The organism is Streptomyces malachitofuscus (assembly GCF_055571035.1).
In genome coordinates this window covers 118424-145346 of sequence record NZ_JBVIGA010000019.1, presented here as the reverse complement: position 1 = coordinate 145346, position 26923 = coordinate 118424, and the positions used below count along the sequence as shown (strand labels likewise).

Genomic DNA, 26923 nt, shown 5'->3' with positions numbered 1-26923 from the left:
TGTTTCTTTCTTTAGGGGGGGGGGGTGGAGGGGAAAGGGTGGGGGGGGGGGGGGGGGGCAGGGGGTTCCTCTTCTTCCGGTGCCCGGTACCACCCAGGGGACGCGGAGCCTGCATGCTAAGCAGAAAAAATGCACACAAAGGGCGTGCCGTGCGGGGCGTTCACACGGCAGGCCGTACGAGGGCGCCGCCGGGAGGCACAGGGCCGCCGCCGGGGGACACGCGGGCGCCGTCGGTACGCACCGACGGCGCCGGGAACAGCGGGTCCGCTCAGCCGGTGCCCGCGCTCACCCGTTCGCGGACCGGCAGGTGGTAGACGTGGAAGGCGCGCCCGATGACGGGCTGCGCGACGTTGCGCACCTTGACCCCGCCCGTGGTCATGCCGTGCTCGGTTCCGGCGTGCGCGTGCCCGTGCACCGCCAGGTCGGCGCCGGCCGTGTCGATCGCCTCGGCCAGCAGATAACTGCCCAGGAAGGGATAGATCTCCAGCGGCTCCCCGGCCAGGGTCTCCGGCACGGGGGAGTAGTGGGTGAGGGCGATCCGCACGTCGCAGCCCTCCCGGGCCAGACTCTCCAGGGAGGCCCGCAGGCCGTCGGCGCAGCGCCGGGAGACCCGGACGAACTCCTTCATCACCGGCTCGCCGAACTCCCCGGCGCTGGCCCCGACGAATCCGCCGCCGAAGCCCTTGGTGCCGGCCACCCCGACCCGCACACCCCCCACCCGCAGCACGGCCGACTCGCCCTCCAGGACCTCGGCCCCCGCCTCCCTCAGCACGGCCGTGACCTCGTCCTGCCGGTCGTCGTGGTGGTCGTGGTTGCCGAGCACCGCGACCACGGGGACGCCGAGTCCCCGGATCTCGTCGGCCACCACCCGCGCCTCCTCGAGCGTGCCGTGCCGGGTGAGGTCACCGGCCAGCAGCAGGAGGTCCGCGCACTCGGGCAGGGTGTCGAACGCCGGACGCAGAACGCCCCGGGTCTCCGGACTCATGTGGATGTCCCCGACGGCCGCGATCCGGATCATGACAGCTCCTCCGCGTGGTCGGGCGACGAGGGCTCGCTGACCACGATGTCGCAGTGCACCTCGAGCCCCGCGAGCTCCTCGCGCACCGAGTCCAGGACGTCCTCGCGGCAGCGGGCCGAGGGAACGGTACCGGTGACCAGCACGGCCTCGCCGCGGACCTCGACCCGCACCCCGAGTTCGCCGAGTTCGCCGGAGGCGAGCCGGTCCTGGAGGTGGGCGACGCGGTACTCGGGACTCCGCGCGGCATGTGTGCCGGATGCGGAACCGGCGTCGTGGGTGCTCATGAGCGTTCCTTCCACGGACGTTCAGATGACCTTCAGGCGTTCCAGGAGGAAGAAGAAGGCGGCGGGCATCGGCTCGTCCCCGCTCTCGTGGCGGACCCGCTCCCAGTCGACCTTCTCCCGCAGGGCGCGGGCGATGGGCAGGACCGCCCCGAAGTCGCAGTGGTGCTCCGAGAAGGCGGCCACCAGGCCCGACAGCAGATCCGTGGGTGCCAGGACCGGCATGCGCACCGACTCCACCGGCAGCTCCTGCGCCCGGTGGAGCATCTCGGTGGAGACGGGCCGGTGCGCCAGCTCGAAGATGATGTCCACGTCCTGGCCGAAGCAGGTGGCCTTGATCAGCCAGTCCTCGGGCGGCGTGTAGACGGTCAGCCCGGCCTCGCGGAGCGTGGCGGCCACGGCCTCGGCGTCCTCCGGCCGGACGCAGAAGTCGACGTCGTGCTGGAGGTTGCCGCTGCCGCCGTGGGCGTGCACGGCGACGCTGCCCGCCAGCGCGAAGAGGTGCCCGCCCCGCTTCAGCACCGCGCCCACCTGCTTGGCCGCCTCCAGGATGGCCTGATTGCGGTCACGGGGCAGCTCCGGGGCGTCGTCCTCCATCTGGGTCCGCACCTCGCGGCGTACGTCGAGGGGCGGTACCTCGCCCGGGGCGTTCGAGGCCAGACGGAGGTCCGGGGTCGCCTGGCGCCGGGTGAGCGTCGCGTCCTCACCGTTCTCCGTCATGACCACTCCCTTCGGCCGGCCGGACGGTCCGTACGGCCGCTGTGTCCGGCTCCCCCGCCCCGGGACAGCCCTGTGTGCCTGCACCTAGTACCCGGCGTGCCCCTTCCGACACGGACACGGCCGGGAATGGCGAACGGCCGGCGGCCGGTCACCGGGACCGCGGGAGAGGGACCGGCTCGGGTGTACTGGAGAAGCGCTCGGGGCGGTATCAGTTGAATATGGGGCAAAAGGTAGGAAAGCCGATGGGTGCCCCTGAGGGATCCGCTCGTGGAGGTCGACATGGACCAGGACCCGTCTCGCTCGTCGGATCTTCCGCAGCCCCTGCGCGCGGTCGCCTCGGGACTGCGGCACCTGCCGGGCGCGCAACAGGTGGGCAGGGTGGCCGGCGGCACCCTGGACGCCATCGGTGCGGTGTCCCCGCGCGGGCGCCGGATCGCCGTCTACACGGGAGCCGGAGTGCTCGGCGTGGCCGGTGTCGTGGAGTGGCCGGTGGCGCTCACCGGCGCGGCGGTCGCCTGGCTCACCCGGCCGCGCCCCACGGACCGCCCGGACGGTGAGGAGGACACGCCGTCACCGGCCGGCGCGCACGGCCGGCCCGGCCCACCGGAGGGCGCCCGCCCGCACGACGACCGCGACACGCAGCGGCCCGAGGGCCCCGGCGACCGGCTCACCCCGTCCCGTAACCGCGACGGCCGGACCGAACGCCCTGTGCACGAACAGCCCGCGAAGGTGGGCGACACCGCCACGGCCGCGGGCCTCAAGCACGTGGCCGAGGCCACGACGCACCACGGCTCGCCCGCAGGCCGGCGCACCCGCTGAGCCACGATCACGGGACCTCAGATGCTCACACGCTTCGACGTCGCCCCGCTCGCCGGTGCCGTCGCGGGAGCCGCCGCCGGCGCCGCCCGTGGCACCGCACAGGGCATGACGTCCCTCCACGACACGACGCGACGCCTGGGCAACGTCGCCCGCAACGCCCTCGGCGGCGGGCGCCGCTGGCGGGCCGGACACCGTGTCCACCTCGCCCTGCGGCACCCGGACGGAGGCGTCGCCCCCTTCGCCCGCAAGGCCGCCGCCGAACTGCTCGAGCACCCGGAGGTGCTGGCCGCGTACTGGGACGAGGGACTGTCCCGCCTCGTGGTGACCGCCGTGACGGACGCGGCCGGCGACCGGGTGACCGAGCACGCCGTCGCGCTCGCCGCCCGCCTGGGACTGACCGAGGAGGCGGGCACCGAGGAGGAGAGCGGGACCGCGCACCCCGGCGACCCCCGCGACGTACGGATCGCCGCCGCCGCGCTGCTGCTGGACGCCGCCGGCGCGGCCGGTGCCCTGGCGGGCCGGTCGCTGCGCCTGCCCCGCAGCCCCAAGGCGGTCACCGCCGGCGTCACCCTGCTGCGCGAGAACCCCCGCTTCCGCTCCCTGCTGCGGCAGCGGTTCGGCAGGAGCGGCATGGAACTCCTCCTCGCCGCCGCCAACGCCGCCGCGCACGGTGCGGGCCAGTCCCCGGTCGCCCTGGTCCTGGACGGCCTGCTGCGCACGGGCCAGCTCACCGAGGCGGCGGCCAGGGCCGCGGCCTTCGAGGCCCTGCACGACGACGTCTGCCTGGAGGAACGCACCAGCCTCCCCTGCCCCGAGGGCACCCGCCCGCCCCTGCGGGTGACACCCGCCCAGGCGTACGCCGCCCACGCCGGCACCGGGAGCGTCGCGGGCGCCGCCGCCACCCTCCTCGTCACGCACGACACCCGGGAGGCGGCCGAAGCGGTGCTGGCCGGGTCCCCCAAGGCGGCGCGCTACGGCCCCGCCGCCTTCGACGCCCTCCTCGGCACCCATCTCGCCCGCTCCGGCGTCCTGGTGCGCAGCGGGGAACGACTGTGGCAGCTGGAGATCGCCGACTCCCTCGTCCTGCACGCCGACGCCCTGCGCGGCCACGCGTCGTCCGCGGACGGCGCCGCCCCTCCCGTGTTCGACGACCCCGTCGACCCCTGCGCCGAGGCCGTCCTCGACGCGGCCCGCCGGGCGGGGCTGTACGTCGTGGTCACCGGGGGCCCCGACCTGAAGGACATCACCCGCCTCGCCGACGAGGTCGCCCCCGCCGACCTGCCGTTCGGCGACGTCGTACGGGCGCTGCAGAACGACGGGCACATCGTGGTGAGCGTCGCCCGCGTGCCCGCGCACGGGGACGACGACGTCGCGGACGGCCTGCCCGCGGGCGACGTGGCGATCGCCCTCACCGACCGGCGCTCGGCGATCGCCTGGGGTGCCGACGCGCTCGCCCCGAACGGTCTGGCCGACGTGTGGCGTCTGCTGACGGCGATCCCGTCGGCCCGCCGGGTCGGCCGCCGTTCCCAGACGCTCGCCCGGGCGGGCGCCGCGCTGTCCGGTCTCATGGTGGCCCGCGGCGGCGCCCCCCAGGGCCGGCTCTGGCAGCGGCTCACCCGGCACGCCCCGGTGAACATCGCCGCGGCGGTCGCCCTGCTCACCGGCTGGACCGAGGCCGTACGCGTCGCCCGCGCCGCGCCGCCCGAGCCCCGGCTGCACGTGCCCTGGCACGCGCTGGAACCGCACCACGCCCGAGAACTGCTGCGCGCCGCCCGCACCGGCGCCGAGCCCGAAGGGTTCGCCCTGCTCGCCGGCCGCACCCGGCAGCGGGCGGCACGGCTGACCCGCACGCCCGCGCTCGCCCCCGCCCGCTGGACCTGGCAGGCGGCGGGTGCCGTGCGCCGCGAGCTCGACGACCCGCTCACCCCCGTCCTGGCCACCGGCGCGGTCGCCTCGGCGCTGCTCGGCTCGCTCGTCGACGCGCTGCTCGTGGTCGGCGCCATGGACATCAACGCGGTGGCCGGCGGACTGCAGCGGCTGCGCGCCGAACGGGCACTCGCCCGGCTCGCCGCCCGTCAGCAGCCCAAGGCACGCCGCCAGGTCGGCCGCAGCCGCACCGTCACCGTCGACGCCGCACGGCTGCGGCCGGGGGACCGGATCAGCATCGGCGCCGGCGACGTCGTACCGGCGGACGCGCGGCTGCTGGAGACGGACGGGCTGGAGGTCGACGAGTCGTCGCTCACCGGCGAGTCCCTGCCCGTGACCAAGGCCGTGGAACCGACGCCGGGCGCACCGGTCGCCCGGCGGACCTGCATGGTGTTCGAGGGCACCACCGTGGTGGCGGGCCGGGCCGAGGCGCTCGTGGTCGACACCGGCGACCGCACCGAGGCCGGCCGCGCCGTCGCGCTGGCCGCGCGCACTCCGCCGCCCGCCGGGGTCCAGGCGCGCCTGCAGGAACTGACCCGCAAGGCCCTGCCCGTCACCCTCACCGGCGGCGCGCTGGTGACCGGTCTGTCCCTGCTGCGCGGCAGCCCGATACGGCGTGCCGTCAGCGGCGGTGTCGCCGTGGCCGTCGCCGCCGTGCCCGAAGGACTGCCCCTGGTCGCGACCGTCGCCCAGATGGCCGCCGCCCGCCGGCTCTCCCGGCGCGGCGTGCTGGTGCGCACCCCGCGCACCCTGGAGGCCCTCGGCCGGGTCGACACCGTCTGCTTCGACAAGACCGGCACCCTCACCGAGAACCGGCTCCGCCTGGTCCGGGTGGGCACCGCCGACGGCACCGTCCTCTCCCCGGGCGCCGCCGACGCCGTACCGGTCGTACGCATGGCCGCGCGCGCCTGCCCGCAGGAGGAGACGGCCGAGGGCCGCCGGGTCGCGCACGCCACGGACGAGGCGGTGCTCGACGCCGCGCCGCCCGACGACGCCTGGACCGCCGAGGGCGAGCTGGCCTTCGAGGCGAGCCGCGGGTACGCGGCGGCGGTCGGCCGGGACGGCGGCACGGACGCCGGACCGCTCCTCGTCGTCAAAGGCGCCCCGGAAACGGTGCTGCCCGCGTGCCGGGACCTCCCCGACGAGGCGGCCGGGACGGCCCACACCCTGGCGGGGCAGGGGCTGCGCGTCCTCGCCGTCGCCCGGCGTCCGTGCCGGGCGGCCGGCACGGACGCCGAGCTCGAAGCAGGTCTCGGCGACCTGGAGTTCGTCGGACTGATCGCCCTGGCGGACGTCCCGCGCGACACCTCCCAGGAGCTGCTCACCGAACTGCGCCGGGCCGGCATCCTGCCCGTCATGCTCACCGGCGACCATCCGGAGACCGCCCGTGCCATCGCCCTCCAGCTGGGCTGGCCGGAGGACACCCACGTGGTCACCGGGGACGAACTCGTCGCCATGGGCCGGGCCGACCGGGTCCGCGCGCTGCACGGCGCCGGAGTCGTCGCCCGGGTCGCCCCCGAACAGAAGCTCCATGTCGTCGAGGCCCTGCAGCAGGCCGGCCGGGTGGTGGCGATGGCGGGCGACGGCGCCAACGACGCCGCCGCCATCCGCGCCGCCGACGTGGGCGTCGGCATCGAGGCCCGCGGCTCCGCGGCCGCCCGCAACGCCGCCGACATCGTGCTCACCACCGGTGACCTCTCCGTGCTGGTGGACGCCGTGGGCGAGGGCCGCGCGCTGTGGCGCAGCGTCGCCGACGCGGTGAGCATCCTCATCGGCGGCAACGCCGGCGAGGTCGGCTTCAGTGTGCTGGGCACCCTGATGGCCGGGTCCTCACCGCTGTCGACCCGTCAGCTGCTCCTGGTCAACCTGCTCACCGACATGTTCCCGGCCATGGCGGTGGCGGTGACACCGAGCGACGACCCGTCGACGGCCGCGCACGCCGCGACCGGGCCGATGGGCCTCGACGTGCTCGGCACACCGCTGCTGCGCTCGATCCGCCGCCGGGGCGTGACCACCTGCCTCGGAGCGGTCACCGCCTATCTGATCGGCCGTCTCACCCCCGGCACCGAACGCCGCTCCACCACGATGGCCCTGTGCGGAGTGGTCGGCGCCCAGCTGGTGCAGACCCTGTCCGGACGCCGCCACAGCCCTCTGGTGTGGGTGACGGCCCTGGGCTCCGCCGCCGTGCTCGCCGCCCTGGTCCAGACGCCCGGCGTCAGCCACTTCTTCGGCTGCGCCCCGCTGGGCCCCGTCGCCTGGCTCGGCGTGGCCCTGGCCATCACCCTGTCCGCCCTGGCCCCGCGCCTGGAACGCCTCGAAGCGGTGCGCCGCCTGTACGACCTCGCGTCCCGCCTCACCCTCCGCCTCGGCGACTCCGTACGGCAGACCCGTCACCTGCTGGGCAGCGGCATCGCCCGGCCGGTGGCGTGACCGGCCGCCCGCCTTGAGAGGACATGGGGCCCTCCGGCCCGAGCGGATCCGCCGTCCTGCCGCCAGACTGGAAGGGCAGGACGGCCCCGGCACCCCCGGGGCCCTCCGACCCAGGCGGGCGCGCGCCCGGTGCCGGGGCCCGCCGCACAGCGAGAAGGGTGAGATCGGCATGAAGGGCTACGTCTTCCACGGCCCCGGGCAGTCCGCCTGGGAGGAGGTCCCCGACCCGGAGATCAAGGAACCCGGCGACGCGATCGTCCGCGTGGACGCCGTCACCATCTGCGGGACCGACCTGCACATCCTCAAGGGCGACGTGCCCGAGGTACGCCCCGGAACCGTCCTCGGCCACGAGGCGGTGGGGGAGATCGTCGAGACCGGTGCCGACGTCCGCACCGTACGCCCCGGGGACCGGGTCCTGGTCTCCTGCATCTCCGCCTGCGGGCGCTGCGGCTACTGCCGCGAGGGCATGTACGGCCAGTGCCGGGGCGGCGGGGGCTGGATCCTCGGCCACCTGGTCGACGGCACCCAGGCCGAGTACGTCCGGGTCCCGTACGCCGACCTCTCCGTGTACCCGCTGCCCGGTGCCGTCGCCCACGAGGACGCCGTGCTGCTGGCCGACATCTTCCCCACGGCCTACGAGGTGGGCGTCCTCAACGGGCGGGTACGTCCCGGCGACACCGTCGTCGTGGTCGGCGCCGGACCCGTAGGGCTCGCCGCGGTCGCCACCGCCCGGCTGTTCGCGCCCGAGCGCATCGTCGCCGTCGATCTGGCCGCCTCCCGGCTGCAGGCGGCGAAGGAGTTCGGCGCCGACGCCGTGGCCCACGCGAACGAGGCCCCCGAGCAACTGGTCGAGGACCTCACCGGCGGGCTGGGCGCGGACGTGGTCATCGAGGCGGTGGGCGTCCCGGAGACCTTCGAGCTGTGCGCCCGCATCGTGCGGCCCGGCGGGCACCTCGCCAACGTCGGAGTGCACGGCGCGCCCGCCACCCTGCACCTCGAGGACCTGTGGATCAAGAACGTCACCATCACCACCGGGCTCGTCGACACCCACTCGACCCCCACCCTGCTGCGGATGGCCGCCGCCGGACGGCTGCCCACGCGCCAACTGGTCACCCACACGTTTCCGCTCGACCACATGCAGGAGGCGTACGACGTCTTCGGCAACGCCGCCGAGACCGGGGCGCTCAAGGTGGTGCTGGGGGTGCCGCAGCACGAGGTGGTCCCCGTCCACCCGACGGTCTGACCGATCCCCCCGGCCGAGCCGCCACCCGCCCCGGGAACGCCGCGCCGGGAGGGCCGTTCGGCCCCTGCCGGACCGGGGCGCGAAGGGTCCACCCTGGAGGGGCGGCGCCGTTCGGCACCCGCGCGAGGAGGTGACCTCCCATGGCGAGGACACACGGTGCGACACCGCCGCGCAGGGTGCGGCTGTGGCGGTGGCGGAGGAACCCGCTGCGCCGCCGCAGCGATCTGGTCGAGGCCTGGGTGCTGCTCGCCACGCTCGTTCTGGCCCTGCTCGGCGGGGCGCTCGCCGGGCTGGCGGCCGCCGGGGGCGTCGACGGGGCGCTCGCCGACCGCCGCGAGCGGAGCCGCCCCGTGCCGGCCGTACTCGTCGAGAACGCCCGCGACGCGCTGCCCGCACCCGTGACGGAGGACGGGGACGGCGGTGTCTGGGCGAAGGTGCGGTGGACGGCCCCGGACGGCACCGCCCGCACGGGCCGGGCCGAGGTCGAACCGGGAAGCCGGGCGGGCACCGAGGTCACCGTGTGGAACGACAGCGAGGGCCGGATCGTGTCCGCGCCGCCGGAGGGCGCCGAAGCGGGGTTCCAGATCGTCATGGCCGGGATCACGGTCGCCATCGGCACCGGGGGACTGGTCCTGCTCGGCGGATGGTTCGTCCGGTCCCGGCTGCGGTGGCGGCGCCTGGCCGAGTGGGAGGCCGAGTGGCGGCAGGTCGAGCCGTCGTGGCGGAAGCGGATGATCGGCTAGTTGCGGGGACGGCGGATGCCCAGGGCCGGGCCCGGGCATGAGCTGCAGAATTGCAAATTTTAGCAATTGCCTACATGCTTGTCCCGTCGTCCAGCCGAGAGTGAGGTCGAGGGGCCGTGTCCGTACCGCTGTCACCGGCCCGCGCCCGGTCCCGGATCGCCGCACTGCTGCCCGCCCGCGCCGACCTGGACCAGATGCGGCGCCACCCCCGGCGTGACCTGCTCGCGGGTCTGACCGTCGCGGTCGTCGCGCTGCCCCTCGCGCTCGGTTTCGGTGTCTCCTCGGGACTCGGTGCCGCGGCGGGGCTCGCGACCGCCGTGGTCGCCGGGGCGCTGGCCGCCGTGTTCGGCGGTTCCAACCTCCAGGTCTCCGGGCCGACCGGGGCGATGACGGTGGTGCTCGTGCCGATCGTCGCCGACCACGGGCCGGCGGGCGTCCTCACCGTCGGTCTGCTGGCCGGCGTGATCCTGGTCGCGCTGGCGCTGCTGCGTGCCGGGGGCAGCATGCGGTACGTGCCGGCGCCGGTCGTGGAGGGTTTCACGCTCGGCATCGCCTGCGTCATCGGGCTGCAGCAGATCCCGAACGCCCTCGGCGTGCCCCCGCCCGAGGGCGAGCGGGTCCTGGTGGTGGCCTGGCGGGCGGGGCAGGAGTTCGTCCGCGACCCCCACTGGACCGCACCGGCGCTCGCGCTCGCGGTGGCCGGCGTGATGCTGCTCGGGGCGCGCTGGAAGCCCACGGTCCCCTTCTCGGTCCTCGCGGTGATCGCGGCCACGGTCGTGGTCCAGGCCGGGGGCCTGGACGGGGTACGGCCCATCGGCGACCTTCCCGCCGGCCTGCCCACTCCCTCGCTCTCCTTCGTCGACACCGGCGCCCTGGGCAGCCTGCTCGCGCCCGCCCTGGCGGTGGCGGCGCTGGCCGCCCTGGAATCGCTGCTGTCCGCGTCCGTCGCCGACGGCATGACCGTCGGACAGCGTCACGACCCCGACCGCGAACTGTTCGGCCAGGGCCTCGCCAACATCGCCGCCCCGCTGTTCGGCGGGGTCCCCGCGACCGGCGCGATCGCCCGTACCGCCGTCAACGTCCGGACCGGTGCCACCTCCCGCCTGGCCTCGCTCACGCACGCCGCCGTCCTCGCCGTGATCGTCTTCGCGGCCGCCCCGCTGGTGTCGCGGATCCCCCTCGCCGCCCTCGCCGGTGTCCTGCTGGCGACGGCGGTCCGCATGGTCGAGGTCGGCTCGCTGCGCGCGATGACCCGCGCCACCCGCTCCGACGCGCTGATCCTCGTCCTCACCGCGGCCGCCACTCTGGTCCTCGACCTCGTCCAGGCGGTGATCATCGGTCTGGCCGTCGCGGGCGTCCTCGCCCTGCGTGCCGTCGCCCGCCAGGCCCGGCTCGCCCCGCTGCCGCTGGACCGGGGCGACCACTCGGAGGAGGAGCACGCCCTGCTGGCCGAGCACATCGTCGCCTACCGCATCGACGGCCCCCTGTTCTTCGCCGCCGCCCACCGCTTCCTGCTGGAACTGACCGAACTCGCCGACGTACGCGTGGTCGTCCTGCGCATGTCCCACGTCAGCGTCGTCGACGCCACCGGAGCCCTGGTCCTCAAGGACGCGGTGACGAAACTGAGGCGGCGCGGCATCCTCGTCCTGGCGTCCGGCGTCCGCCCGGCCCACCGCCGGGCCCTGGCCTCGGTCGGCGTCCTGGAACTGCTGCGGCACGAGGGCCAGGAGTACGCCACCACGCCCGAGGCGATCAGCGCGGCCCGCGCCCACCTGCAGCGTGACGGGATTCTGCGTGCCCCCGCACCCCGGGCGGCCGCGGCGCCCCGAGCGGAGCACCGATGACACCCGCACTGGCCACGCTGCCGTACCGCCACGTCCTCACCCTGCCCACCGAGCCCGGCGCCGTGCGCCTCGCCCGCGAGACCGCCGAACAGGCTCTGGCGGAGTGGGGCATCGGCGCACGCCACCCGGCGGTGGGCCCGGCGCTGCTGATCCTGAGCGAACTGGTGACCAACAGCGTCCGGCACGCGGCCGAGGCCTCCCCGCAGACCACGGTGGTCTACGCGGCGGGCCCCGACTGCCTGGTGTTCGCCGTGCACGACCGCCACCCCTGCCGGCCCCGGCTGTTCGGGACCCACGGTGGCGACTCCGGCGGCCTGGCCACCGTCGTCGAACTGACCCACGGCCTGGGCGGCACCGCCGTGGTCCGCGGTGACGCCGACGGCCGGGGCAAGAGCATCTGGATCACGCTTCCCCTGTGACGTCACCGGACCGGCCGCCGGACGGCGGGGATGTATGAAGTTGCTAATGTCGGAAAACGTCGAGGCGGGTGTCGACGCATGGATGAGGCGATGGACCGAGGACCGGCCACGGGGCCGTGCTGCCGCGCCGGAAAGGGGACGGCACGATGACCACGCCGCTGTACAAGCTGAAGGCCGAGTTCTTCAAGACCCTGGGCCACCCCGCTCGCATCAGGGTGCTGGAACTGCTCAGTGAGCGTGAGCACGCGGTGGCGGAGATGCTCCCCGAGGTGGGCATCGAGCCGGCGCACCTCTCGCAGCAACTGGCCGTCCTGCGGCGCGCGAACCTGGTGGTCGGCCGCAAGGAGGGCTCGACCGTGTACTACTCGCTGACCAGCCCTCACGTGGCGGAACTGCTGCGCGTGGCGCGCACCATCCTGTCCGGCGTCCTCGCCGGCCAGGCCGAACTCCTCGCGGACCTCCAGGCCACGCAGCAGCAACCGAGCCCCGCGGCCCATCCGGACGCGTGAGTCCGCCGGCCGGTGACCGGGCGGGGCCCGGGCCTCGCGTGGGGCGTGCTGCCCCAGGCCGCTGGGGGCGCTGGACTGAGGCGGGGGAGCCGAGCGGGCGTGGGTGTGAGTCGCGGGTCCGCCGGCTGGTGATGGGGCGGGGCTTGGTTCACGCGTGGGGCGTGCCGGACTGACGTGGGGGGAGCCGAGCAGGCGTGGTCGCGTGGGTCCGCCGGCAGGTGACCGGGCGGGCCCGGTCCTGGTGTGGGGCGTCGTGCTGCCGATGCCGGACCGCTCGCGGGTGGCTGGACCGAGGCGGGGGGAGCCGAGGGGGCGTGGGTGTGGGTCGCTGGGTCCGCCTGCCGGTGACCGGGCGGGGCCGGTCCACGCACCGGTCGTGACGTGGTGGAAGCACAGGCGTCGCCCTGGCGGTGAAGGACTGCGGCCCGCTGTGGACGCCGGGAGGGCAAGGGAGTGCGGGCCGGCGGACGGTCGCGGCGGCGGCCGGGCGGGTGCCCGCGCGGGCGGTGTCCGACGGGACGCGGCCCTCGCGCGGGAGCCTGCCGCGCGGGCCGTGGCCCAACGGTGGCGGGCCGCCGCGACGGCGGGAGGCGCGCCGGGAGGATGTCAGACCGAGGACTGCGGTACTTCGCGGCGGCAGTGCAGGAACAGGTGCGGCTCCGGGCGGGCGTCCGGGTGGGTCGGGGTGAACATCACGCTCTCCTCCGACTGCACCGTCAGACCCGCCTTGCGCACCAGCGCGATGAGGTCCTCGGCGGCGAAGCTGGTGACCCGCACCGGCTGTCCCATGAACACGCCGTCGAACTCCTCGACGTCCAGCGGTACGGTCGCCAGCACGAGCAGACCGCCCGGCCGCAGCGCCCGCGCCAGCCGGCGCAGCAGCTCGGACTGCTCCCTCCGGGACATCTGCAGCAGCGCGAAGTACACGCAGACCGCGTCCAGCGAACCGTCCTCGAGCGTCATCCGGCGGACGTCCTCGCAGCGGAACTCGGCCTCGGGCACCTGACGGGAGGCGATCTCCACCATCACCGGGGAGACGTCGACGCCCAGCACCCGGTGGCCGGCCCCGGCCAGCACGGCGGCCGTGGGCCTGCCCGTGCCGCTGCCCACGTCCAGTACCCTGCTGCCGGGCGCCAGCCGTTCGAGCAGCCAGTCCAGCGACGCCCGGTGGGCCCCCGAGGAGGCGAACGCCTTCTCGTACTCGCTGCCCAGCGCGTCGAACACCGCCGCCGCCGGTGACTCGTGTTGCTCGTCGACCAAGACGCACCCCGTCTCCGTGTACCGATGCCGGGCATCGTGCCACCCCGACCCCCCTGTGACAACGGGGCACCGCGCGTGGCGCGGCCCCGGCTTGCGGCCGCGGCGGCCGGCACGGCAGGGTCGGGGTGTGCCGACTCTGCTGATCGTCCACCACACGCCCTCGCCCAACTGCCAGGCGATGTTCGAAGCCGTCCTCTCCGGTGCCACCGACCCCGAGATCGAGAACGTCCGGGTGGTGCGGCGCGCGGCGCTGTCCGCCACCGCCGCCGACGTCCTGGACGCCGACGGCTACCTCCTCGGCACCCCGGCCAACCTCGGCTACATGTCGGGCGCGCTCAAGCACTTCTTCGACCAGATCTACTACCCCTGCCTGGACACCACCCGGGGCCGGCCCTTCGGGTACTACGTGCACGGCGGCAACGACGTCACCGGCGCGGTGCGGGGCATCGAGTCGGTCACGACGGGTCTGGGCTGGCGCCGCGCGGCGGAGACCGTGTCGGTCACCGGCGAACCGGACAAGGATGCCGTCGAGCGGTGCTGGGAACTGGGCGCCACGCTCGCGGCCGGTCTGACGCCCTGACGCACCGGGAGGGCCCGGCCGTCGGCGCGGCCAGGCCCTCGCAGCACGTCAGGCCGTCAGGTCTCGTCCATCCGCCGTCGGTCCTGCTCGTCCCAGGCGCGGGTGTCGCGCGGCTGCGTGTACGGCTCCGCCTCGGGCGGATGGCCGCCGGCGATGGCCCGCTGCCGGGCGATCTCCGCGTCGAACTCCAGCCCGAGCAGAATGGCCAGGTTGGTGATCCACAGCCAGATCAGGAAGATGATGACACCGGCCATCGTGCCGTACGTCTTGTTGTACGACCCGAAGTTGGCGACGTAGACGGCGAAGCCGGCGGAGGCGATCAGCCAGATGCCCAGCGCCAGGACGCTGCCCGGAGTGATCCACCGGAACCCCCTGACCCTGGCGTTCGGGGCCGCCCAGTACAGCAGCGCGATCATGATGGTGACCAGGACAATCAGCACCGGCCACTTGGCGATCGACCACACGGTCAGCGCGGTGTCGCCCAGACCGAGCAGATCGCCCGCCTGCCGGGCCAGCCCGCCGGTGAAGACCACGATCAGCGCGCTGATCACGGCCATCACCATCAGCGCGACGGTCACGCCGAGCCGCACCGGCAGCACCTTCCAGATCGGACGCCCCTCGGGCATGTCGTACACCGCGTTCGCCGAGCGCATGAACGCCGCCACGTAGCCCGACGCCGACCAGATCGCCAGTACCAGACCGACGATCGCCACGATCGAGCCGACGCCCGCGTTGCCCTGCAGTTGCTCCACCGCCTGGGTGATGATGTCGCGTGCCGCCCCCGGGGCGGTGAGCTCCTGGATGTTCTCCAGCACCTTGTCCGTGGTGGACTCGCCGGTGAGCCCCAGGATCGACACCAGTGCCAGCAGCGCCGGGAACAGCGACAGCACGCCGTAGTACGTCAGTGCCGCGGCCCGGTCGGTGAGCTCGTCGTCCTTGAACTCGCGCAGGCTGCCCTTCAGCGCCGCGCCCCACGCCCCTTTCGGCATCTTGGTCAGGGAGTCCGGCGCCGCCCGCTCCACCTCGTCGCTCGGCCCGGGCTCCTCCGTTTCCGCGCGCTGCGTCTCCTGACCCGGACGGGGCTCCTCCGGCGCCGCGCGCTGCCCCCCGTGACCCGGACGGGCCTCATCCGTCGTGTTCTCTGGGGACTGCCTGTCGTTCCGCCCCGGGATATGCAGCTTCATGGCCGCCGAGTAACCCGCAAACGGCGTGTCACGCCCGGTGCGTGGAAACCGGACCTGGCCGGAAAACAGTTGTGGGAGCGCTCCCAACGCTGCAGGATGCCAGGCATGACCGAGTCCCCCAGGATCCGCCCGTACCGCCGCGAGGACCGCCCGGCCCTCGACGACATCTGCATCCGCACCGCGCACAACGGCCAGGACAGCCGTCCCCACTACGCCGACCCCGGTGTCTTTCCGGACACGTTCGCGGCCCCCTACGTCCATCTGGAGCCCGACCTGGCCTTCGTCCTGGACGACGGCCGGGGCCGCGCGGTCGGCTACATCGTCGGTACCGCCGACACGGCCGGCTTCGCCAGGACGTTCCGGGCGGCGTGGCTGCCCCTCGTCGCCGACCGCCATCCCGCACCGTCCGCAGCCCCGTCCACCCCGGACGAGGAGATCGCCTGGCTGCTGCACCACCCGGAGCGGATGGTCCTCCCCGAGCTGGCCGCCTGGCCGGCCCATCTGCACATCGATCTGCTGCCCGAGTGGCAGGGGCGCGGTCACGGCCGGCGGCTGATGCGGACCTTCCTCACGGCGCTGCGGGACGGGGGAGTGCCGGCCGTGCACCTCGTGATGGCGGTGGCCAACAAACCGGCCCGCGCCTTCTACGACCGTATGGGCTTCGAGGAGATCGACGTGCCGATGGACGACTCGGTCGTATGTCTCGGGCGCACGACGGCCGATCCGGACCGCCCCTGAGACCCGGTCCGGCGTCGAACGCATCGAACGCGCCACGGCCCGCCGGGAAGTGGCGCAAATGCACGTTGCCGCTCCGCTTCATGGAGCGCAGCCTGGGGCACTGGGAGCGCTCCCATCGGTCGAGCGGGCGGCACTCCCCGCGATCCCCACGACCCCCACAGCGGAAAGAAGGAACTGATGGCTTGGCATGGGCATGACTTTCTGTCCCTCCGGTCCCGTCTGTCGCTCGCCCTGACCGTCGCGGTGGCCGCGCTGCTCTCCCTGATCCCCTGGAGCGGCACCGCCGTCGCCCATGGCTCCGTGATCGACCCCGCGTCCCGCAGCTACGGGTGCTGGCAGCGCTGGGGGAGTGACTTCCAGAATCCGGCCATGGCCCAGGAGGACCCCATGTGCTGGCAGGCGTGGCAGGACAACCCCAACGCCATGTGGAACTGGAACGGCCTCTACCGCAACGGCTCCGCAGGCAACTTCCAGGCGGTCGTCCCGGACGGTCAGCTGTGCAGCGGCGGGCGCACCGAGGGCGGGCGCTACAACTCCATGGACACGGTGGGTGCCTGGAAGACGACGGCGGTGAACGACAACTTCACCGTCCGGCTGTACGACCAGGCCAGCCACGGCGCGGACTACTTCCTCGTCTACGTCACCCGCCAGGGATTCGATCCCGCCACCCAGACTCTCGGCTGGGACGACCTCCAGCTGGTGGCCCGCACCGGCTCGTACGCCCCCAGCCAGAACTACTCGATCCCCGTGAGCACGTCGGGCCTCAGTGGCCGCCATGTCGTCTACACGATCTGGCAGGCCTCGCACATGGACCAGACGTACTTCCTGTGCAGTGATGTGAACTTCGGCTGACCTGCCGCGACTTCACCTTCACGTTCCCGAGTCCCCGCCGGACGACCCGACTCCGGCGGGGACTTGGCGTTGCCGGGGCGGGAGTTCCCTGAGATTCGGGGAAGAAATCGTGAGGCGTTTGAACACAGGGCGGCCCGCTTGCGTATGGGGCGTGGGAATCCCATGCCGACCCCCCGCGACAGAAGCGTAGGAGTACTGCCTTGGCACGCAACACACGCAGACGCCCGAAACAGCGCGCGACTCTCGCCGCCTTCGCCCTGATCCTGGGGGGAGGCGGGATGATGGCGGCCAACGTCTACGCTTCCGCGACGGAGGACGGGACGGGCGCCGATCAGGCCCAGGTCCTTTCGGGCGCCACGATCGACTGTCCGGACGTGGCCACCCAGCTGACGTCGGTGCCCCAGGAGGCGCGGGCGGAGGTGGACAAGGAACTCGCCGGCCTGGACGCGCAGATCGCCGAGGCCTACAAGCGGCTCGGTGAGTCGGCGGACGCCATCCGGCAGGACCCGGCCTTCGCGGACAACGCGATCGCGGGGCCGCTGGAGGAGAAGCGTTCCGCGACCCTCGCCCGCATCGCCACCGCCATCGACCGGGTGGGTGACCGGCCGGAGGGCCTCGAGGAGCTCGCCGCCTGTGCCGTGCGCGAGTCCGGTAACGCCCCCGCGCAGCAGGAAGGCGACGGCAACGGCGGCGACCAGGCTGGCGACGGAGGCGACGCCCAGGACCAGCAGGGCCAGGACCAGCAGGGTCAGGACGAACAGGGTCAGGATCAGCAGGGCCAGGACGAACAGGGCCAGGAACAGGGCGGGAACGGCGGCCAGGCCGGCAACGGTCCCGTCGCCGGTGACTACGTCGACATCGAGAGCGTCCAGCCCAACGTCTCCGAGCCGAAGCAGTCGGCGAACGCCTCCCGCGGCACCTTCGTCAGCGACTGCGGCGTCAACGAGAACGGCCTGTTCAACTCGGACAACGTGATCGCCGCGCCGGGTGTCAGCAACGGCGCCCACCACTTCCACGACTACATCGGCAACCAGGCGACCAACGCCTTCTCCAGCGACGAGGAACTGGCGCAGGCGCAGACCACCTGCGTGGACCAGGGCGACAGGTCGGCGTACTACTGGCCGGTGCTGCGTCTGCAGAACGGGACCGAGGAGCAGGACGCCAACTCCCCGGGCGGCGGCATCGAGGGCAACGTCGGTGAGATCGTCACACCCAAGGAGGTCACGCTGACCTTCGTGGGCAACCCGCAGGGTGAGGTCACCGCCATGCCCCGGCTGCTGCGCATCATCACCGGTGACGCCAAGTCGTTCGTCAACGGCCCCGCCAACGCCAACGCGTCCTGGAGCTGCACCGGCTTCGAGGACCGCCAGCTGACGGACAAGTACCCGCTGTGCCCCGAGGGCAGTGACGTGGTGCGCTCGTTCGACTTCCAGAGCTGCTGGGACGGCCGCAACATCGACAGCGCCAACCACCGTACCCACATGGCGTTCGTGGACGAGGCCGGCAACTGCCCGTCCGGCTTCAAGCCCGTGCCGCAGCTGGTGCAGCGGATCGTCTACGACGTCGACGCGCCGAGCCTCGAGGACGGCGGCAGGACCACGCCGCTGTTCGCCGTCGACTCCTTCCCGGAGCAGCTGCACAAGCCGATCACGGACCACGGCGACTTCATCAACGTCTTCGACGAGGACCTGATGAACGAGATGGTCGACTGCATCAACGAGGGTCGCACCTGCGGCAACGGTGACGGCGGCAACGGTGACGGCGGCAACGGCGACGGCGGCAACGGCGACGGCGGCAACGGCGGCGGCGAGCCGACCGAGGAGCCCCAGCAGCCGGAGGAGCCCACCGAGGACCCGGGCCAGGGTGACGGCGGCAACCAGAACGACGGCGGCAACCAGAACGACGGCGGCGACAAGCCCGGCGACGGCGGCGACCAGGGCAAGGGCGGCGACCAGGGTGACGGCGGGCAGGAGCAGCCCTCGGAGGCCCCGGCCGAGAACCCGGCCACGGAGGAACCCGGGAAGGGCGACGGCACCGCACAGCCCGAGCAGCCCGACGTCAAGGCCTCGGTCCCGGCCGGGAACGGCGAGGACACCGGCGCCGGGAACCAGGACGGCGACAAGGACGGCGACAAGGGCGGCAAGGACGACGGCGGCCAGGCGGCACAGGCCGCCGAGGTGCCCGGCAGTCTCCCCGAGCTCGAGGACGGAGCCCAGGCACAGGGCCAGACCGGGAGCCTCGCCGAGACCGGCGCCCAGCTCTGGCCGGCCGCGATCGGCGGAGTGCTGGTGATCTTCGGATTCTTCGTCCTGCGGAGCGTCCGGCGCAACGCCTGATCGTCCGCGGCACGGCAACGGCGGCAGGACCCCTCGCGGGGCCTGCCGCCTCGTGCGTCAGCGGGACGCCGGGGCGCCCTCCCCTCTGCGTCGATGTGCGGCAGGATCCTGTCCAGCCACCGCGGTGTCCACCACGCGTGCCTGCCCAGCAGGGCCATCACGGCAGGCACCATCAGCAGCGGTACCACGGTGGCGTCGATGAGCACGCTGACGGCCAGACCCCGACCGGGCATCTCGACCACGACGTCGTCGCCGACGATGAACGCCGCGAACACGCTCACCATGATCAGCGCGGCACAGGTGATGACCCGCGCGGTGATCTCCAGGGCATGGGCGACCGACGCCTTGGCGTCCCCGGTGCGCCGCCAGGCCTCGTGGACGCGGGAGAGCAGGAAGATCTCGTAGTCCATGCCGAGGCCGAAGACGGCGAACATCGTCATCGCCAGGAGACAGCTCAGGGTGACGCCGGTGCCTCCTCCCGCTTCTTCCACGGCCCCACCGCCAGCTTCCCCGTCGTCCCGAGGTCGAGCTCGGGAACGACCATCACCCAGTCCGCCCCGGACTTCACCCGCACCCGCGCATAGGGAGCGTGGACCGGCGTCCCCGCCTGCACCGTGTTGCGCCACACCAGACCGGCCCGGGCGCTCCCGCCCGGCGCCACGACGATCGGCAGGGCGGGACCGTCCGCCCCTGTGGCGCCGGCGACGGAGCTGCCGTCGCGCAGGATCCGCACCCCCCGCACGGGTTCGTGCTCCTCGTCGTAGAGCCGCACCTCAGGGTAGCCGTGCAGCGCGTAGGGCCGGGTTCCGCAGTTCTCCAGGTGGATGGAGACGACGCGCAGCCCCATGGCGGCGTCGCCGTCGTCCGCGTACACCCGGAGACCGGACTCGGGGCAGGGCCCGTGGGCGTACGGCGCCTCGTCGGCCGGCACGCTGCGCACCTTGGCGATCCGTACCCCGCTCACGTTCCGCATGCCCACCGTCGAGTCGCTCGGAGTGAGCGTGCCCGGGACCGTCCGTCCCGGAGCCACGCGCTCGACGGTCCGCTCGGTGTTGTCCAGCACGGTCCCGGCATCGGAGAGCAGATCGAAGGTGATCATGTAGGTGAAGGGTTCGGACCCGGTGTTGGTGACCTCGAACGTGGCGCACCCCTGGCTTCCGCCGCCGAATCCGGTGATCCGGACCCCGTCGTGCTCCGAGTCGGCGGGCCCCGGCGGGGGAGGGGCGGGAGTGCTCGGGGACTGCCCGCCACAGGGGTTGGCCGACGGGGACGGTCCGGCGGCCGTGCTGCCGGCCTGTTCGGTTCCGCACGCGGTCAGGAACAGGACGCCGGCCAGAGCGGCGGTGAGGGGGAGGAGAGTGCTGCGCATGGGAGGAGTGGATCAGTAACGGGCCGCCCCCGGCTGTGACGGAAGCCATGCTTCCGGCGTCGGGTGTGGGAAACTCGGTCGAGAGGCCGCGGTGCTGTCCGAGGGGGGAGCATCGGCCGGCCGCGGAGGGGAGTTGCCGTGAGCCAGGAGACGGTGCACACGCACGAGGAAGCGGACGGGGCCGCCGCCACCGCACGTCGGGCCCGTTTCGGACGTCTCCCGCAGCCGGTCCGGGTGGAGGACATGGTCGAGGAACGGCCGGCCGTGACGCCGGACCCGGCCCGCCACGCCTACGACCCGGACGAGTGGCTGGTGCGCTACTGCCTGTGAGCCGTGACCGGCGTCAGCGGCCGGCGTCCCAGTCGTAGGCCGTCAGCAGCAGGGCCACGTCGTCCGGGCGGTCCTCGGTCCGGCGGGCGGTGCGGATCAGCTGGTCGGCGAGCTCCTCGACGGAGCGGGTACGGCTGCGGGCCAGCACGAGACGGACCTCCTCGATCCCCGTCCCGATGTCACCGCCCGGCGTCTCCACGAGCCCGTCCGTGTACAGGGCCAGCACACTGCCGGGAGCCAGGGTGAGGGTCGTGACCGGGTAGACGGCGTCCGCCTGCACCCCGAGCAGCACACCGCCGGGCAGGTCCAGGGACTCGGTGCGGCCGTCGGGATGGCGCAGCAGCGGCGGGGGATGCCCCGCCCGGACGGCCAGGGCACGGCCGGTGGCCGGCTCGAGCTCGATGTAGCAGCAGGTGGCGAAGACGTCCGTCTCCAGATCGACCAGCAGCCGGTTGGTGTGGGTGATGACCTCCTGCGGCGGCCGGCCGCTGGCCGCGAAGGCGTGCACCGCGCTGCGCAACTGCCCCATGACGGCCGCTGCGCCGACGCTGTGCCCCTCGACGTCACCGATGACCAGGGCCACCCCGCTCCCCGTCCTGATCACGTCGTACCAGTCGCCGCCGATGGCCATGCCCTGCGTGCCGGGAAGGTAGCGGCCGGTGGTGCGCAGCCGGTCGATGGCCGGCAGCCGGTGCGGCAGCAGACCCTCCTGCAGTCCGCGCGCCACGGCGGACTCCGCGTCGTAGAGCCGGGCCCGCTCCATCGCCTGCGCGGCCAGTCCGCCCAGCGCGGTCAGCGCACTGCGCTCCTCGGGAGTGAACGGGTGCGGGGCTTTCCAGCCCAGGATGCAGGAACCGACCGGATGTCCGGAGGCGATCAGGGGCAGGAACGCCCAGGCGCCCATCGTGTCCAGGGCGATCCCGGGGTAGGCGGTCACCAGTGCCTCGGGCGACGCGAAGAAGAGCGGGAGCCGCGCGGTCAGGGCGTGCACGCCCGGCAGGTTCGCGTCGAGGGGGACGCCTTCGAACGGCTCGAGGAAGTGACTCGGGTAACCGGACTCCCACAGCAGGTACATCCGTCCGTCACGAATGGTGTAAAGGGCGATCTCCTGCGCGCCGAACCCGGGAAGCAACTGCTCGGCGACGGCCCGGCACACGTCCCTGACGGTGACGGCCTCGGTCAGCACACTGGCCATCTGCACCACGTGGTAGAGCGCCCCCGCGCGGGTCGGCGCGACCAGCTCCGACGGCGCCCCGGTGCCGACCGGTGCCAGGGGCCCGCCCGGCTCCGCCCCGGCGGGGGCGTCGGTGCGGAAGACCCGGCCGGTCAGGCCGTGCACGCCGGGGTAGAGCACGAACCCCAGCCAGACGCCGTCCGGATCGCGCACCAGGTACGACACCGGCTCCTGCGACAGCATCGCGGCCCGGTAGTGGTCCTCGTAGGCGGGGTCGTGCAGCCAGGTGAGCACGTCCCACGGGTGGTGCCCGAGCAGCTGTTCCAGCGCGCACCCCAGCAGTTCCTGGCAGCGCCGGTTGGCGTAGATCACCCGGCCGTCCTGGTCGAGGGAGAACACGCCGTCGGGCAGCCGCTCCGCGGCCTCCGCCGCGGTGACACCGCCCGCCGTGTCGACCAGGGCACCCACGAGAATCCGGGCGGCCCCCTCCACCCGTACGACATGTCCCCACAGCTCCAACGGCCGGTAGCGCATCCGGCCGCCGTCCTCGGGCTCCTCCAGCACCCGGAAATGCCGCCCCCTGACCTGTCCGGTGTCCTCCGCCTCCCGCCGGCTCGCCCTCAGTTCGTGCCGGTCGTCGGGGCTGATCCGGTCCTCGACCTCCGCCATGGTGCCGCCGAACTCCGCCCGGGCGACGCCCAGGAGCGACAGCGCGTCGTCGTCCCCCGACCACCGGTCGTGGTCCAGGTCCCACTCGATGATGCCGACTTCGACGGCCCGGGCGGGCGGAGTGGGCAGCCGCACGTTCACCGGCTGGTCGTCGTAGTCGATGCCGTAGGCGACGGCGTCCGGGCCCTCCCGGCCGGGCATCCGACGGGCGAACTCGGTGAGCCGCCTCTCCATGTCCCGCCCGGCCTCGCTCAGGGCCGCCCGCACCGCCTCCTCGTCCGACGGCTCCCGGGTGGCCGAACGCAGCACGGCGAGGACGCCCACGGTCTCGCCGCCGACCCGCACCGGGTGGTAGGCGTGGGCGAACGAGTACGGCAACGCGGCGGTGAACTGCGGGAACCGCAGCATCGTCGCCCGTTCGTCCGGCAGCCACAGATCCTCACCCCTGCGGTACGCCTCGGGCATCGGCAGCGTCCCGCCTACGGGGATCCGCCACCACGGTTTCAACAGCGACCGGGGGACGCCGGACACCACGCAGAGCACCAGTGAGCGCCGGTCGCGCGAGCGCAGATACACCAGACCGCCGTAGCCGCCGGCGCCCTGGATCGCCGCCACCACGGGCTCGGCGAGCGCGTCCTCGATCCGGGCCTCCGAGTGCGCGCCGCGGACCGGCTCCGTATCCCGCCCGAGCATGCCTGCCGACCGCGCCCCCTGCGGTTCGGCGGCTGCCTCATCCATGTCGCGCCCTCCCGGTGCGGACGCACGGGACATCCATTCGTTCGCCTCCCCCCAGGATGTGCCATGCCCGCCGGTCCGGCGACCGGCCGGAACACAACCGCAACCTTCCGGGCATCCCGCTCGTCTCACCCGATATCAGCTGGATGCGAGCCCAGGGGGCCGAAAATGCTTCACCATAGAACAATCTGCGCCACTCTCCTGCTCATGGGCACCGCCCTGGCCACGGCCGCGGTCCCGGCCGTGGCCACCCCGGCGGCTCCCGCCAGGGCCACGGCCTGTCCCACCGGCTGGGGCAGCCTGGTCAAGTCGGACACCGACAGCACGACCACGCCGGTACGGAACATCAGGACCGGCCGGCACGACTGCTTCGACCGGATGGTGGTCGACCTGCCCGGCGCCGGGCGCAGCGACCTCGGCTACTCCGTCCGGTACGTCGACCGGTTGCACCAGGACGGATCGGGCCGGCCGATCCCCGTCGCCGGCGGCGCCGTTCTGGAGGTGCGGGTGGCCGCGCCCTCCTACGCGCCCGAGACCGGCGAGCCCACCTACCCCGCCCGCGCCTCCCGTCCCCTGCCGGGAGTGGACCTCACCGGGTACCGCACCTTCCGTGACGCGCGGTTCGCCGGAAGCTTCGAGGGCGAGACCCAGGTCGGCCTGGGCGTACGCGCACGGCTGCCGTTCCGGGTCCTGGAGCTCCAGGACCGCCTCGTGATCGATGTCGCCCACACCTGGACGGGCGCCCGCTGAGCAGCGCGCGAAAGGGCGGGATGCCGCCCGCTCACTGCTCCGCGGTGCCGGTCTCGCAGACCCGGCGTGCCACGTCCCGCAGCTTGGTGTTGGTGCGCTGGGACTGCGTGCGCAGTATGTCGAACGCCCGGTCCTCCGTGACGTGGTGCCGCCCCATCAGGATGCCCATCGCCTCACCGATCAGATGCCGGGTGGCGATGGCCTCCTGCAGCTGGGCGTCGGTCACGGCGGTGGAGAAGGCGACCGCCGCGTGGGAGGCCAGCAGCCAGCCCGCCGTCTCGCTGTCCTCCGTGAACATCCCCGGCTTGCGGGAGTACATGTTCAGCGCCCCCAGCTCCTCCTCCCGGGTGTACAGCAGGAAGCCCATCATGCTCCCCACCCCGAGCTCCCGGCAGCGGGGCACGAACGACCGCCAGCGTTCCGGGTCCGCGGTGAAGTCCCTGATGCGGAAGACCCGTTCGGAGCGGTCGGGCCGCGCCGCGTCGAAACAGGGCCCTTCCCCCAGGCGCCCCTGGAGCCGGTCGCTCTCGGTCACGAGCTGCTCGGTGGGCGCCAGCGAACTCACCCGGTCCCCCTTCAGTACGAGGATCCCGGACGCGTCGCAGCCCTCGACGAGGTCCACCGCCGAACGCGTGATCTGCTCCAGGGTCGAGTCGAGGGTGTGTTCCGCCAGGAGGTCACGGGCCATGGAAGCCATCTGCTGAGCGAATCCCCGCCAGTCCACGTCCGCCTCCCTGATCGCCGCAGCCAGCACACACGTGTTTACCCCGTACTCCTGTGCGGCACGCCGTGAACGCCCGGATCACGGGCAGACGGCTACGTGATCTTCGACGGTGCCCCCGGGTTCCTCCGGGGGCACCTCCTGCCGTCCGCCAGAGAAGGGAACCTCCACGGTGACCACGCCCCAGCACCGCACGCGTCCGATGCCCCGCGCACGGCGCTTCGACCTGCGAGCGACCGCCATGTTCTTCGGCCTGATGGCCACGGCCCTGGTCACGGGCGGCCTCGCGGTGCGCGCGCTGGCCGGGGTCGCCCAGCGGCGCCCGGTGTGGGCCCTCGTGCTGTGCTGCGTGGCCGGTGCCGTCGTCCTGGCCCACGCGCGCAGACGCCGACGGCTGTCGGCGTCCGCGGTCGTCCGCCGAGCCGGCGAGGCACTGGAACAGGCCACGGTGACGGCACTCGACGCCCTCGAGCCGCCGGTGCCGGCCCCCGCCCCCACTCCACCGGCCCCCCGCGCCGACGACCCCGCGTACGCCCACGACTTCGACGCGCTCGGCCCGGAGGAGTTCGAGGAGGCGATAGCGGACCTGTGCGTCCGGGACGGCTGCTCACAGGTGGAGGTCGTCGGCGGCGCCGGAGACCTGGGGGCCGACGTGGTGGCGCTGTCCCCCGAGGGCCTCCGCCTCGTCATCCAGTGCAAGCGCTACGGCGACGACAACAAGGTCGGCTCGCAGGACCTGCAGCGCTTCGGCGGCACCTGCTTCACCGTCCACGAGGCGGACGTGGCCCTCGTCGTGACCACCGCCGACTTCACGGAACCGGCCGAGGACTACGCCGGGCACTGCGGCATCGTGTGCGTCGCCCGCGACGCCCTGCTCGCCTGGAACGACGGCCGGGCACCGGCACCGTGGACGGCGAGCGGCCGCGGCCCGGGGGCCTGAGTCCGCCCTCGGCCCGGGACCGATTGTCAGTGGGGGATGCCACCCTGCGGTCATGGACGAGCTGGAGTTCATGCGCGGCCGGGTCTACGGTGCGGACCACGACGACCCCGGTCCTCGCCAGGGCCGGTCCTACGTGGAACTGGCCGGCGGACCGCTGGACGGTCTGCTGCTGGACGTGACGGACCGCGACGGGACGGAGCTGAGGGACGGCGTCGGCCTGCGCACCGAGATAGGCCGGTACGGCGCGGGCGGACGCTCGGTGTACGTCCCCCGCAGCCCCGGCGGCCGGGTGTACGACTGGTGGGGCGACGTCCCCTGAGCGGGTGTGGGCACCGTGGGGACCGGGGCAGACGTAGCCGTAGGACGCCCACGGCCGGCGCGGGCGCGAGACGGGCGGAGCGAGCCATGGGACTGCTGACCGAAGGCGGCTCGGTGCTGCGCGACCGGATCGGTCACGCGATCTTCTCCAGGGTGGCCGGACCGGACGGCCCGGACAGCCGCGCGCGCATCCACGGCACGCCCGGACCGCGCTGGTTCGGCCCCGAGCGGCCGGTCAGAAGGGTGCACGGGGACGCCTCGATGTTCATCGGCGGTCTGTCGGCCCTGCTCCTCCAGTCGTTCCACCCGCTGGCCATGGCCGCCGTCGCCGGGCACTCCGGGTTCCGCGGGGATCCGTGGGGACGCCTCCAGCGGACCAGCACCTTCCTCGCCGTCACCACCTACGGCACCGCCGACGCCGCCCAGCAGGCCGTGGACCGGGTGCGGGCCGTCCACGAGACGGTGCGCGGCACCACCGCGGACGGGGAGGAGTACCGGGCCGCAGACCCCCGCCTGCTGTGCTGGGTGCACATCGCGGAGGTCGACAGTTTCCTGCGCGCCCACCAGCGCTACGGCGCCCACCCCCTGGACGCGGAGGGCTGCGACGCCTACGTCGCCGACATGGCCCGCATCGCCACCGCCCTCGGCATACCCGACCCGCCGGTCGACCGCGCCGGACTCGACGAGCGGCTCGCCGCCTACCGCCCCGAACTGCGCGCCACCCCCGAGGCGCGCAGCACCGCCCGGTTCCTGCTGCTCAATCCGCCCGTCCCGCTGCTCGCCCGGCTGCCGTACGGCGTCCTCGCCGCCAACGCCGTCTCCCTCCTGCCGGGCTGGGCCTCCCGTGCCCTGTGGCTGCCGCGCGTGCCCCCGGCCGAGGGCGTGTGCGTCCGACCGCTGGGCACGGCCGTCACCGCGGGCATCCGCTGGGCTCTCGCACCGACCCGTCCGGAGACCGCCGGCCCCGCTCCGCGACCCGCCGCCGGTTGACCCGCGCCAGAGGGGGCACTCAGTG

Annotated in this window: 24 protein-coding genes and 1 pseudogene; 16 read left to right on the top strand and 9 right to left on the bottom strand. The window is 73.8% G+C overall.

Annotation, left to right across the window (positions count from 1 at the left end; translation table 11 throughout):
• Window positions 1-268: 268 nt before the first annotated feature.
• From ACZ44S_RS26315 to ACZ44S_RS26305, 3 genes are read right to left on the bottom strand one after another with little or no spacing between them, the layout of a single operon-like run.
• Window positions 269-1018, bottom strand: a complete 750-nt coding sequence (locus ACZ44S_RS26315; protein WP_466933109.1) for a metallophosphoesterase family protein — start codon at window positions 1016-1018, stop codon at window positions 269-271.
• On the bottom strand, window positions 1015-1302 hold the full coding sequence (locus ACZ44S_RS26310) for a BON domain-containing protein (protein WP_190162866.1): 288 nt from the start codon (window positions 1300-1302) through the stop codon (window positions 1015-1017). The genes ACZ44S_RS26315 and ACZ44S_RS26310 overlap by 4 nt, the downstream gene beginning before the upstream one ends.
• Window positions 1303-1323: 21 nt before the next feature.
• The gene (locus ACZ44S_RS26305; protein WP_466933107.1) at window positions 1324-2019 is read right to left on the bottom strand and encodes a nucleotidyltransferase family protein; all 696 of its coding nucleotides are present in this window, start codon (window positions 2017-2019) and stop codon (window positions 1324-1326) included.
• Window positions 2020-2265: 246 nt separating this feature from the next.
• On the opposite strand from ACZ44S_RS26305, the gene ACZ44S_RS26300 reads away from it, so the two are divergent.
• From ACZ44S_RS26300 to ACZ44S_RS26270, 7 genes are all read left to right on the top strand, one after another.
• Window positions 2266-2838 carry a hypothetical protein gene (locus ACZ44S_RS26300; protein ID WP_466933105.1) on the top strand — a complete coding sequence of 191 codons (573 nt, stop codon included), beginning with the start codon at window positions 2266-2268 and terminating at the stop codon, window positions 2836-2838.
• Window positions 2839-2859: 21 nt separating this feature from the next.
• Entirely contained in the window at window positions 2860-7194 is a 4335-nt protein-coding gene (locus tag ACZ44S_RS26295) for an HAD-IC family P-type ATPase (RefSeq protein ID WP_466933103.1), read from the top strand.
• 169 nt (window positions 7195-7363) lie between these two features.
• Complete coding sequence (locus ACZ44S_RS26290) at window positions 7364-8437, top strand: zinc-dependent alcohol dehydrogenase family protein (protein ID WP_466933100.1); 1074 nt, start codon at window positions 7364-7366, stop codon at window positions 8435-8437.
• A gap of 140 nt (window positions 8438-8577) precedes the next feature.
• Window positions 8578-9180 carry an Rv1733c family protein gene (locus ACZ44S_RS26285; RefSeq protein WP_466933098.1) on the top strand — a complete coding sequence of 201 codons (603 nt, stop codon included), beginning with the start codon at window positions 8578-8580 and terminating at the stop codon, window positions 9178-9180.
• A 116-nt stretch (window positions 9181-9296) separates the two neighbouring features.
• Window positions 9297-11024, top strand: coding sequence for a SulP family inorganic anion transporter (locus ACZ44S_RS26280; RefSeq protein ID WP_466933096.1), 1728 nt, complete (start codon window positions 9297-9299; stop codon window positions 11022-11024).
• Entirely contained in the window at window positions 11021-11443 is a 423-nt protein-coding gene (locus ACZ44S_RS26275) for an ATP-binding protein (RefSeq protein WP_466933094.1), read from the top strand. The genes ACZ44S_RS26280 and ACZ44S_RS26275 overlap by 4 nt, the downstream gene beginning before the upstream one ends.
• A 146-nt stretch (window positions 11444-11589) precedes the next feature.
• Entirely contained in the window at window positions 11590-11952 is a 363-nt protein-coding gene (locus tag ACZ44S_RS26270) for an ArsR/SmtB family transcription factor (protein ID WP_466933092.1), read from the top strand.
• Window positions 11953-12558: 606 nt separating this feature from the next.
• Here the strand turns inward: ACZ44S_RS26270 and ACZ44S_RS26265 are convergent.
• On the bottom strand, window positions 12559-13212 hold the full coding sequence (locus ACZ44S_RS26265; protein ID WP_466933090.1) for a class I SAM-dependent methyltransferase: 654 nt from the start codon (window positions 13210-13212) through the stop codon (window positions 12559-12561).
• Window positions 13213-13339: 127 nt separating this feature from the next.
• Between ACZ44S_RS26265 and ACZ44S_RS26260 the strand changes: the two genes are divergently transcribed.
• Window positions 13340-13792, top strand: coding sequence for a flavodoxin family protein (locus ACZ44S_RS26260; RefSeq protein ID WP_466933089.1), 453 nt, complete (start codon window positions 13340-13342; stop codon window positions 13790-13792).
• Window positions 13793-13848: 56 nt separating this feature from the next.
• Here ACZ44S_RS26260 and ACZ44S_RS26255 read toward each other — a convergent pair whose 3' ends face one another.
• Complete coding sequence (locus tag ACZ44S_RS26255; RefSeq protein WP_466933087.1) at window positions 13849-14976, bottom strand: YihY/virulence factor BrkB family protein; 1128 nt, start codon at window positions 14974-14976, stop codon at window positions 13849-13851.
• A 105-nt stretch (window positions 14977-15081) separates the two neighbouring features.
• On the opposite strand from ACZ44S_RS26255, the gene ACZ44S_RS26250 reads away from it, so the two are divergent.
• From ACZ44S_RS26250 to ACZ44S_RS26240, 3 genes are all read left to right on the top strand, one after another.
• The gene (locus ACZ44S_RS26250; RefSeq protein ID WP_466933085.1) at window positions 15082-15714 is read left to right on the top strand and encodes a GNAT family N-acetyltransferase; all 633 of its coding nucleotides are present in this window, start codon (window positions 15082-15084) and stop codon (window positions 15712-15714) included.
• Window positions 15715-15891: 177 nt separating this feature from the next.
• The gene (locus ACZ44S_RS26245; protein WP_466933083.1) at window positions 15892-16566 is read left to right on the top strand and encodes a lytic polysaccharide monooxygenase auxiliary activity family 9 protein; all 675 of its coding nucleotides are present in this window, start codon (window positions 15892-15894) and stop codon (window positions 16564-16566) included.
• Window positions 16567-16847: 281 nt separating this feature from the next.
• Window positions 16848-18902 (top strand): DUF1996 domain-containing protein, encoded by a 2055-nt coding sequence (locus ACZ44S_RS26240; protein WP_466933209.1) that lies wholly within the window; start codon window positions 16848-16850, stop codon window positions 18900-18902.
• A gap of 38 nt (window positions 18903-18940) precedes the next feature.
• On the opposite strand, the pseudogene ACZ44S_RS26235 reads toward ACZ44S_RS26240, so the two are convergent.
• A pseudogene (locus tag ACZ44S_RS26235) lies at window positions 18941-19342 on the bottom strand (MMPL family transporter); the annotation flags it as partial.
• A 14-nt stretch (window positions 19343-19356) separates the two neighbouring features.
• Window positions 19357-20271 carry a DUF4232 domain-containing protein gene (locus tag ACZ44S_RS26230; protein ID WP_466933081.1) on the bottom strand — a complete coding sequence of 305 codons (915 nt, stop codon included), beginning with the start codon at window positions 20269-20271 and terminating at the stop codon, window positions 19357-19359.
• 138 nt (window positions 20272-20409) lie between these two features.
• Between ACZ44S_RS26230 and ACZ44S_RS26225 the strand changes: the two genes are divergently transcribed.
• Complete coding sequence (locus ACZ44S_RS26225) at window positions 20410-20601, top strand: hypothetical protein (protein WP_466933080.1); 192 nt, start codon at window positions 20410-20412, stop codon at window positions 20599-20601.
• A 13-nt stretch (window positions 20602-20614) separates the two neighbouring features.
• Here ACZ44S_RS26225 and ACZ44S_RS26220 read toward each other — a convergent pair whose 3' ends face one another.
• On the bottom strand, window positions 20615-23182 hold the full coding sequence (locus ACZ44S_RS26220; protein ID WP_466933078.1) for a SpoIIE family protein phosphatase: 2568 nt from the start codon (window positions 23180-23182) through the stop codon (window positions 20615-20617).
• Between the two features lie 165 nt (window positions 23183-23347).
• Between ACZ44S_RS26220 and ACZ44S_RS26215 the strand changes: the two genes are divergently transcribed.
• Window positions 23348-23929: an AMIN-like domain-containing (lipo)protein gene (locus tag ACZ44S_RS26215; RefSeq protein ID WP_466933076.1), complete on the top strand. Its 582-nt coding sequence runs from the start codon at window positions 23348-23350 to the stop codon at window positions 23927-23929.
• Between the two features lie 31 nt (window positions 23930-23960).
• On the opposite strand, the gene ACZ44S_RS26210 is transcribed toward ACZ44S_RS26215, so the two are convergent.
• Window positions 23961-24653: a GAF and ANTAR domain-containing protein gene (locus ACZ44S_RS26210; protein WP_466933074.1), complete on the bottom strand. Its 693-nt coding sequence runs from the start codon at window positions 24651-24653 to the stop codon at window positions 23961-23963.
• Between the two features lie 169 nt (window positions 24654-24822).
• Between ACZ44S_RS26210 and ACZ44S_RS26205 the strand changes: the two genes are divergently transcribed.
• From ACZ44S_RS26205 to ACZ44S_RS26195, 3 genes are all read left to right on the top strand, one after another.
• Window positions 24823-25590: a restriction endonuclease gene (locus tag ACZ44S_RS26205; RefSeq protein WP_466933072.1), complete on the top strand. Its 768-nt coding sequence runs from the start codon at window positions 24823-24825 to the stop codon at window positions 25588-25590.
• 52 nt (window positions 25591-25642) lie between these two features.
• Complete coding sequence (locus ACZ44S_RS26200; RefSeq protein WP_466933071.1) at window positions 25643-25909, top strand: hypothetical protein; 267 nt, start codon at window positions 25643-25645, stop codon at window positions 25907-25909.
• Window positions 25910-25995: 86 nt separating this feature from the next.
• Window positions 25996-26898, top strand: coding sequence for an oxygenase MpaB family protein (locus tag ACZ44S_RS26195; protein WP_466933069.1), 903 nt, complete (start codon window positions 25996-25998; stop codon window positions 26896-26898).
• Window positions 26899-26923 lie beyond the last annotated feature (25 nt).

Coding starts and splice junctions, on each gene's coding strand:
- ACZ44S_RS26315 (WP_466933109.1), bottom strand. CDS start 1,018: ATGATCCGGATCGCGGCCGTCGGGGACATCCACATGAGTCCGGAGACC.
- ACZ44S_RS26310 (WP_190162866.1), bottom strand. CDS start 1,302: ATGAGCACCCACGACGCCGGTTCCGCATCCGGCACACATGCCGCGCGG.
- ACZ44S_RS26305 (WP_466933107.1), bottom strand. CDS start 2,019: ATGACGGAGAACGGTGAGGACGCGACGCTCACCCGGCGCCAGGCGACC.
- ACZ44S_RS26295 (WP_466933103.1), top strand. CDS start 2,860: ATGCTCACACGCTTCGACGTCGCCCCGCTCGCCGGTGCCGTCGCGGGA.
- ACZ44S_RS26290 (WP_466933100.1), top strand. CDS start 7,364: ATGAAGGGCTACGTCTTCCACGGCCCCGGGCAGTCCGCCTGGGAGGAG.
- ACZ44S_RS26285 (WP_466933098.1), top strand. CDS start 8,578: ATGGCGAGGACACACGGTGCGACACCGCCGCGCAGGGTGCGGCTGTGG.
- ACZ44S_RS26275 (WP_466933094.1), top strand. CDS start 11,021: ATGACACCCGCACTGGCCACGCTGCCGTACCGCCACGTCCTCACCCTG.
- ACZ44S_RS26270 (WP_466933092.1), top strand. CDS start 11,590: ATGACCACGCCGCTGTACAAGCTGAAGGCCGAGTTCTTCAAGACCCTG.
- ACZ44S_RS26255 (WP_466933087.1), bottom strand. CDS start 14,976: ATGAAGCTGCATATCCCGGGGCGGAACGACAGGCAGTCCCCAGAGAAC.
- ACZ44S_RS26250 (WP_466933085.1), top strand. CDS start 15,082: ATGACCGAGTCCCCCAGGATCCGCCCGTACCGCCGCGAGGACCGCCCG.
- ACZ44S_RS26245 (WP_466933083.1), top strand. CDS start 15,892: ATGGCTTGGCATGGGCATGACTTTCTGTCCCTCCGGTCCCGTCTGTCG.
- ACZ44S_RS26240 (WP_466933209.1), top strand. CDS start 16,848: ATGGCGGCCAACGTCTACGCTTCCGCGACGGAGGACGGGACGGGCGCC.
- ACZ44S_RS26230 (WP_466933081.1), bottom strand. CDS start 20,271: ATGCGCAGCACTCTCCTCCCCCTCACCGCCGCTCTGGCCGGCGTCCTG.
- ACZ44S_RS26220 (WP_466933078.1), bottom strand. CDS start 23,182: ATGGATGAGGCAGCCGCCGAACCGCAGGGGGCGCGGTCGGCAGGCATG.
- ACZ44S_RS26215 (WP_466933076.1), top strand. CDS start 23,348: ATGCTTCACCATAGAACAATCTGCGCCACTCTCCTGCTCATGGGCACC.
- ACZ44S_RS26200 (WP_466933071.1), top strand. CDS start 25,643: ATGGACGAGCTGGAGTTCATGCGCGGCCGGGTCTACGGTGCGGACCAC.
- ACZ44S_RS26195 (WP_466933069.1), top strand. CDS start 25,996: ATGGGACTGCTGACCGAAGGCGGCTCGGTGCTGCGCGACCGGATCGGT.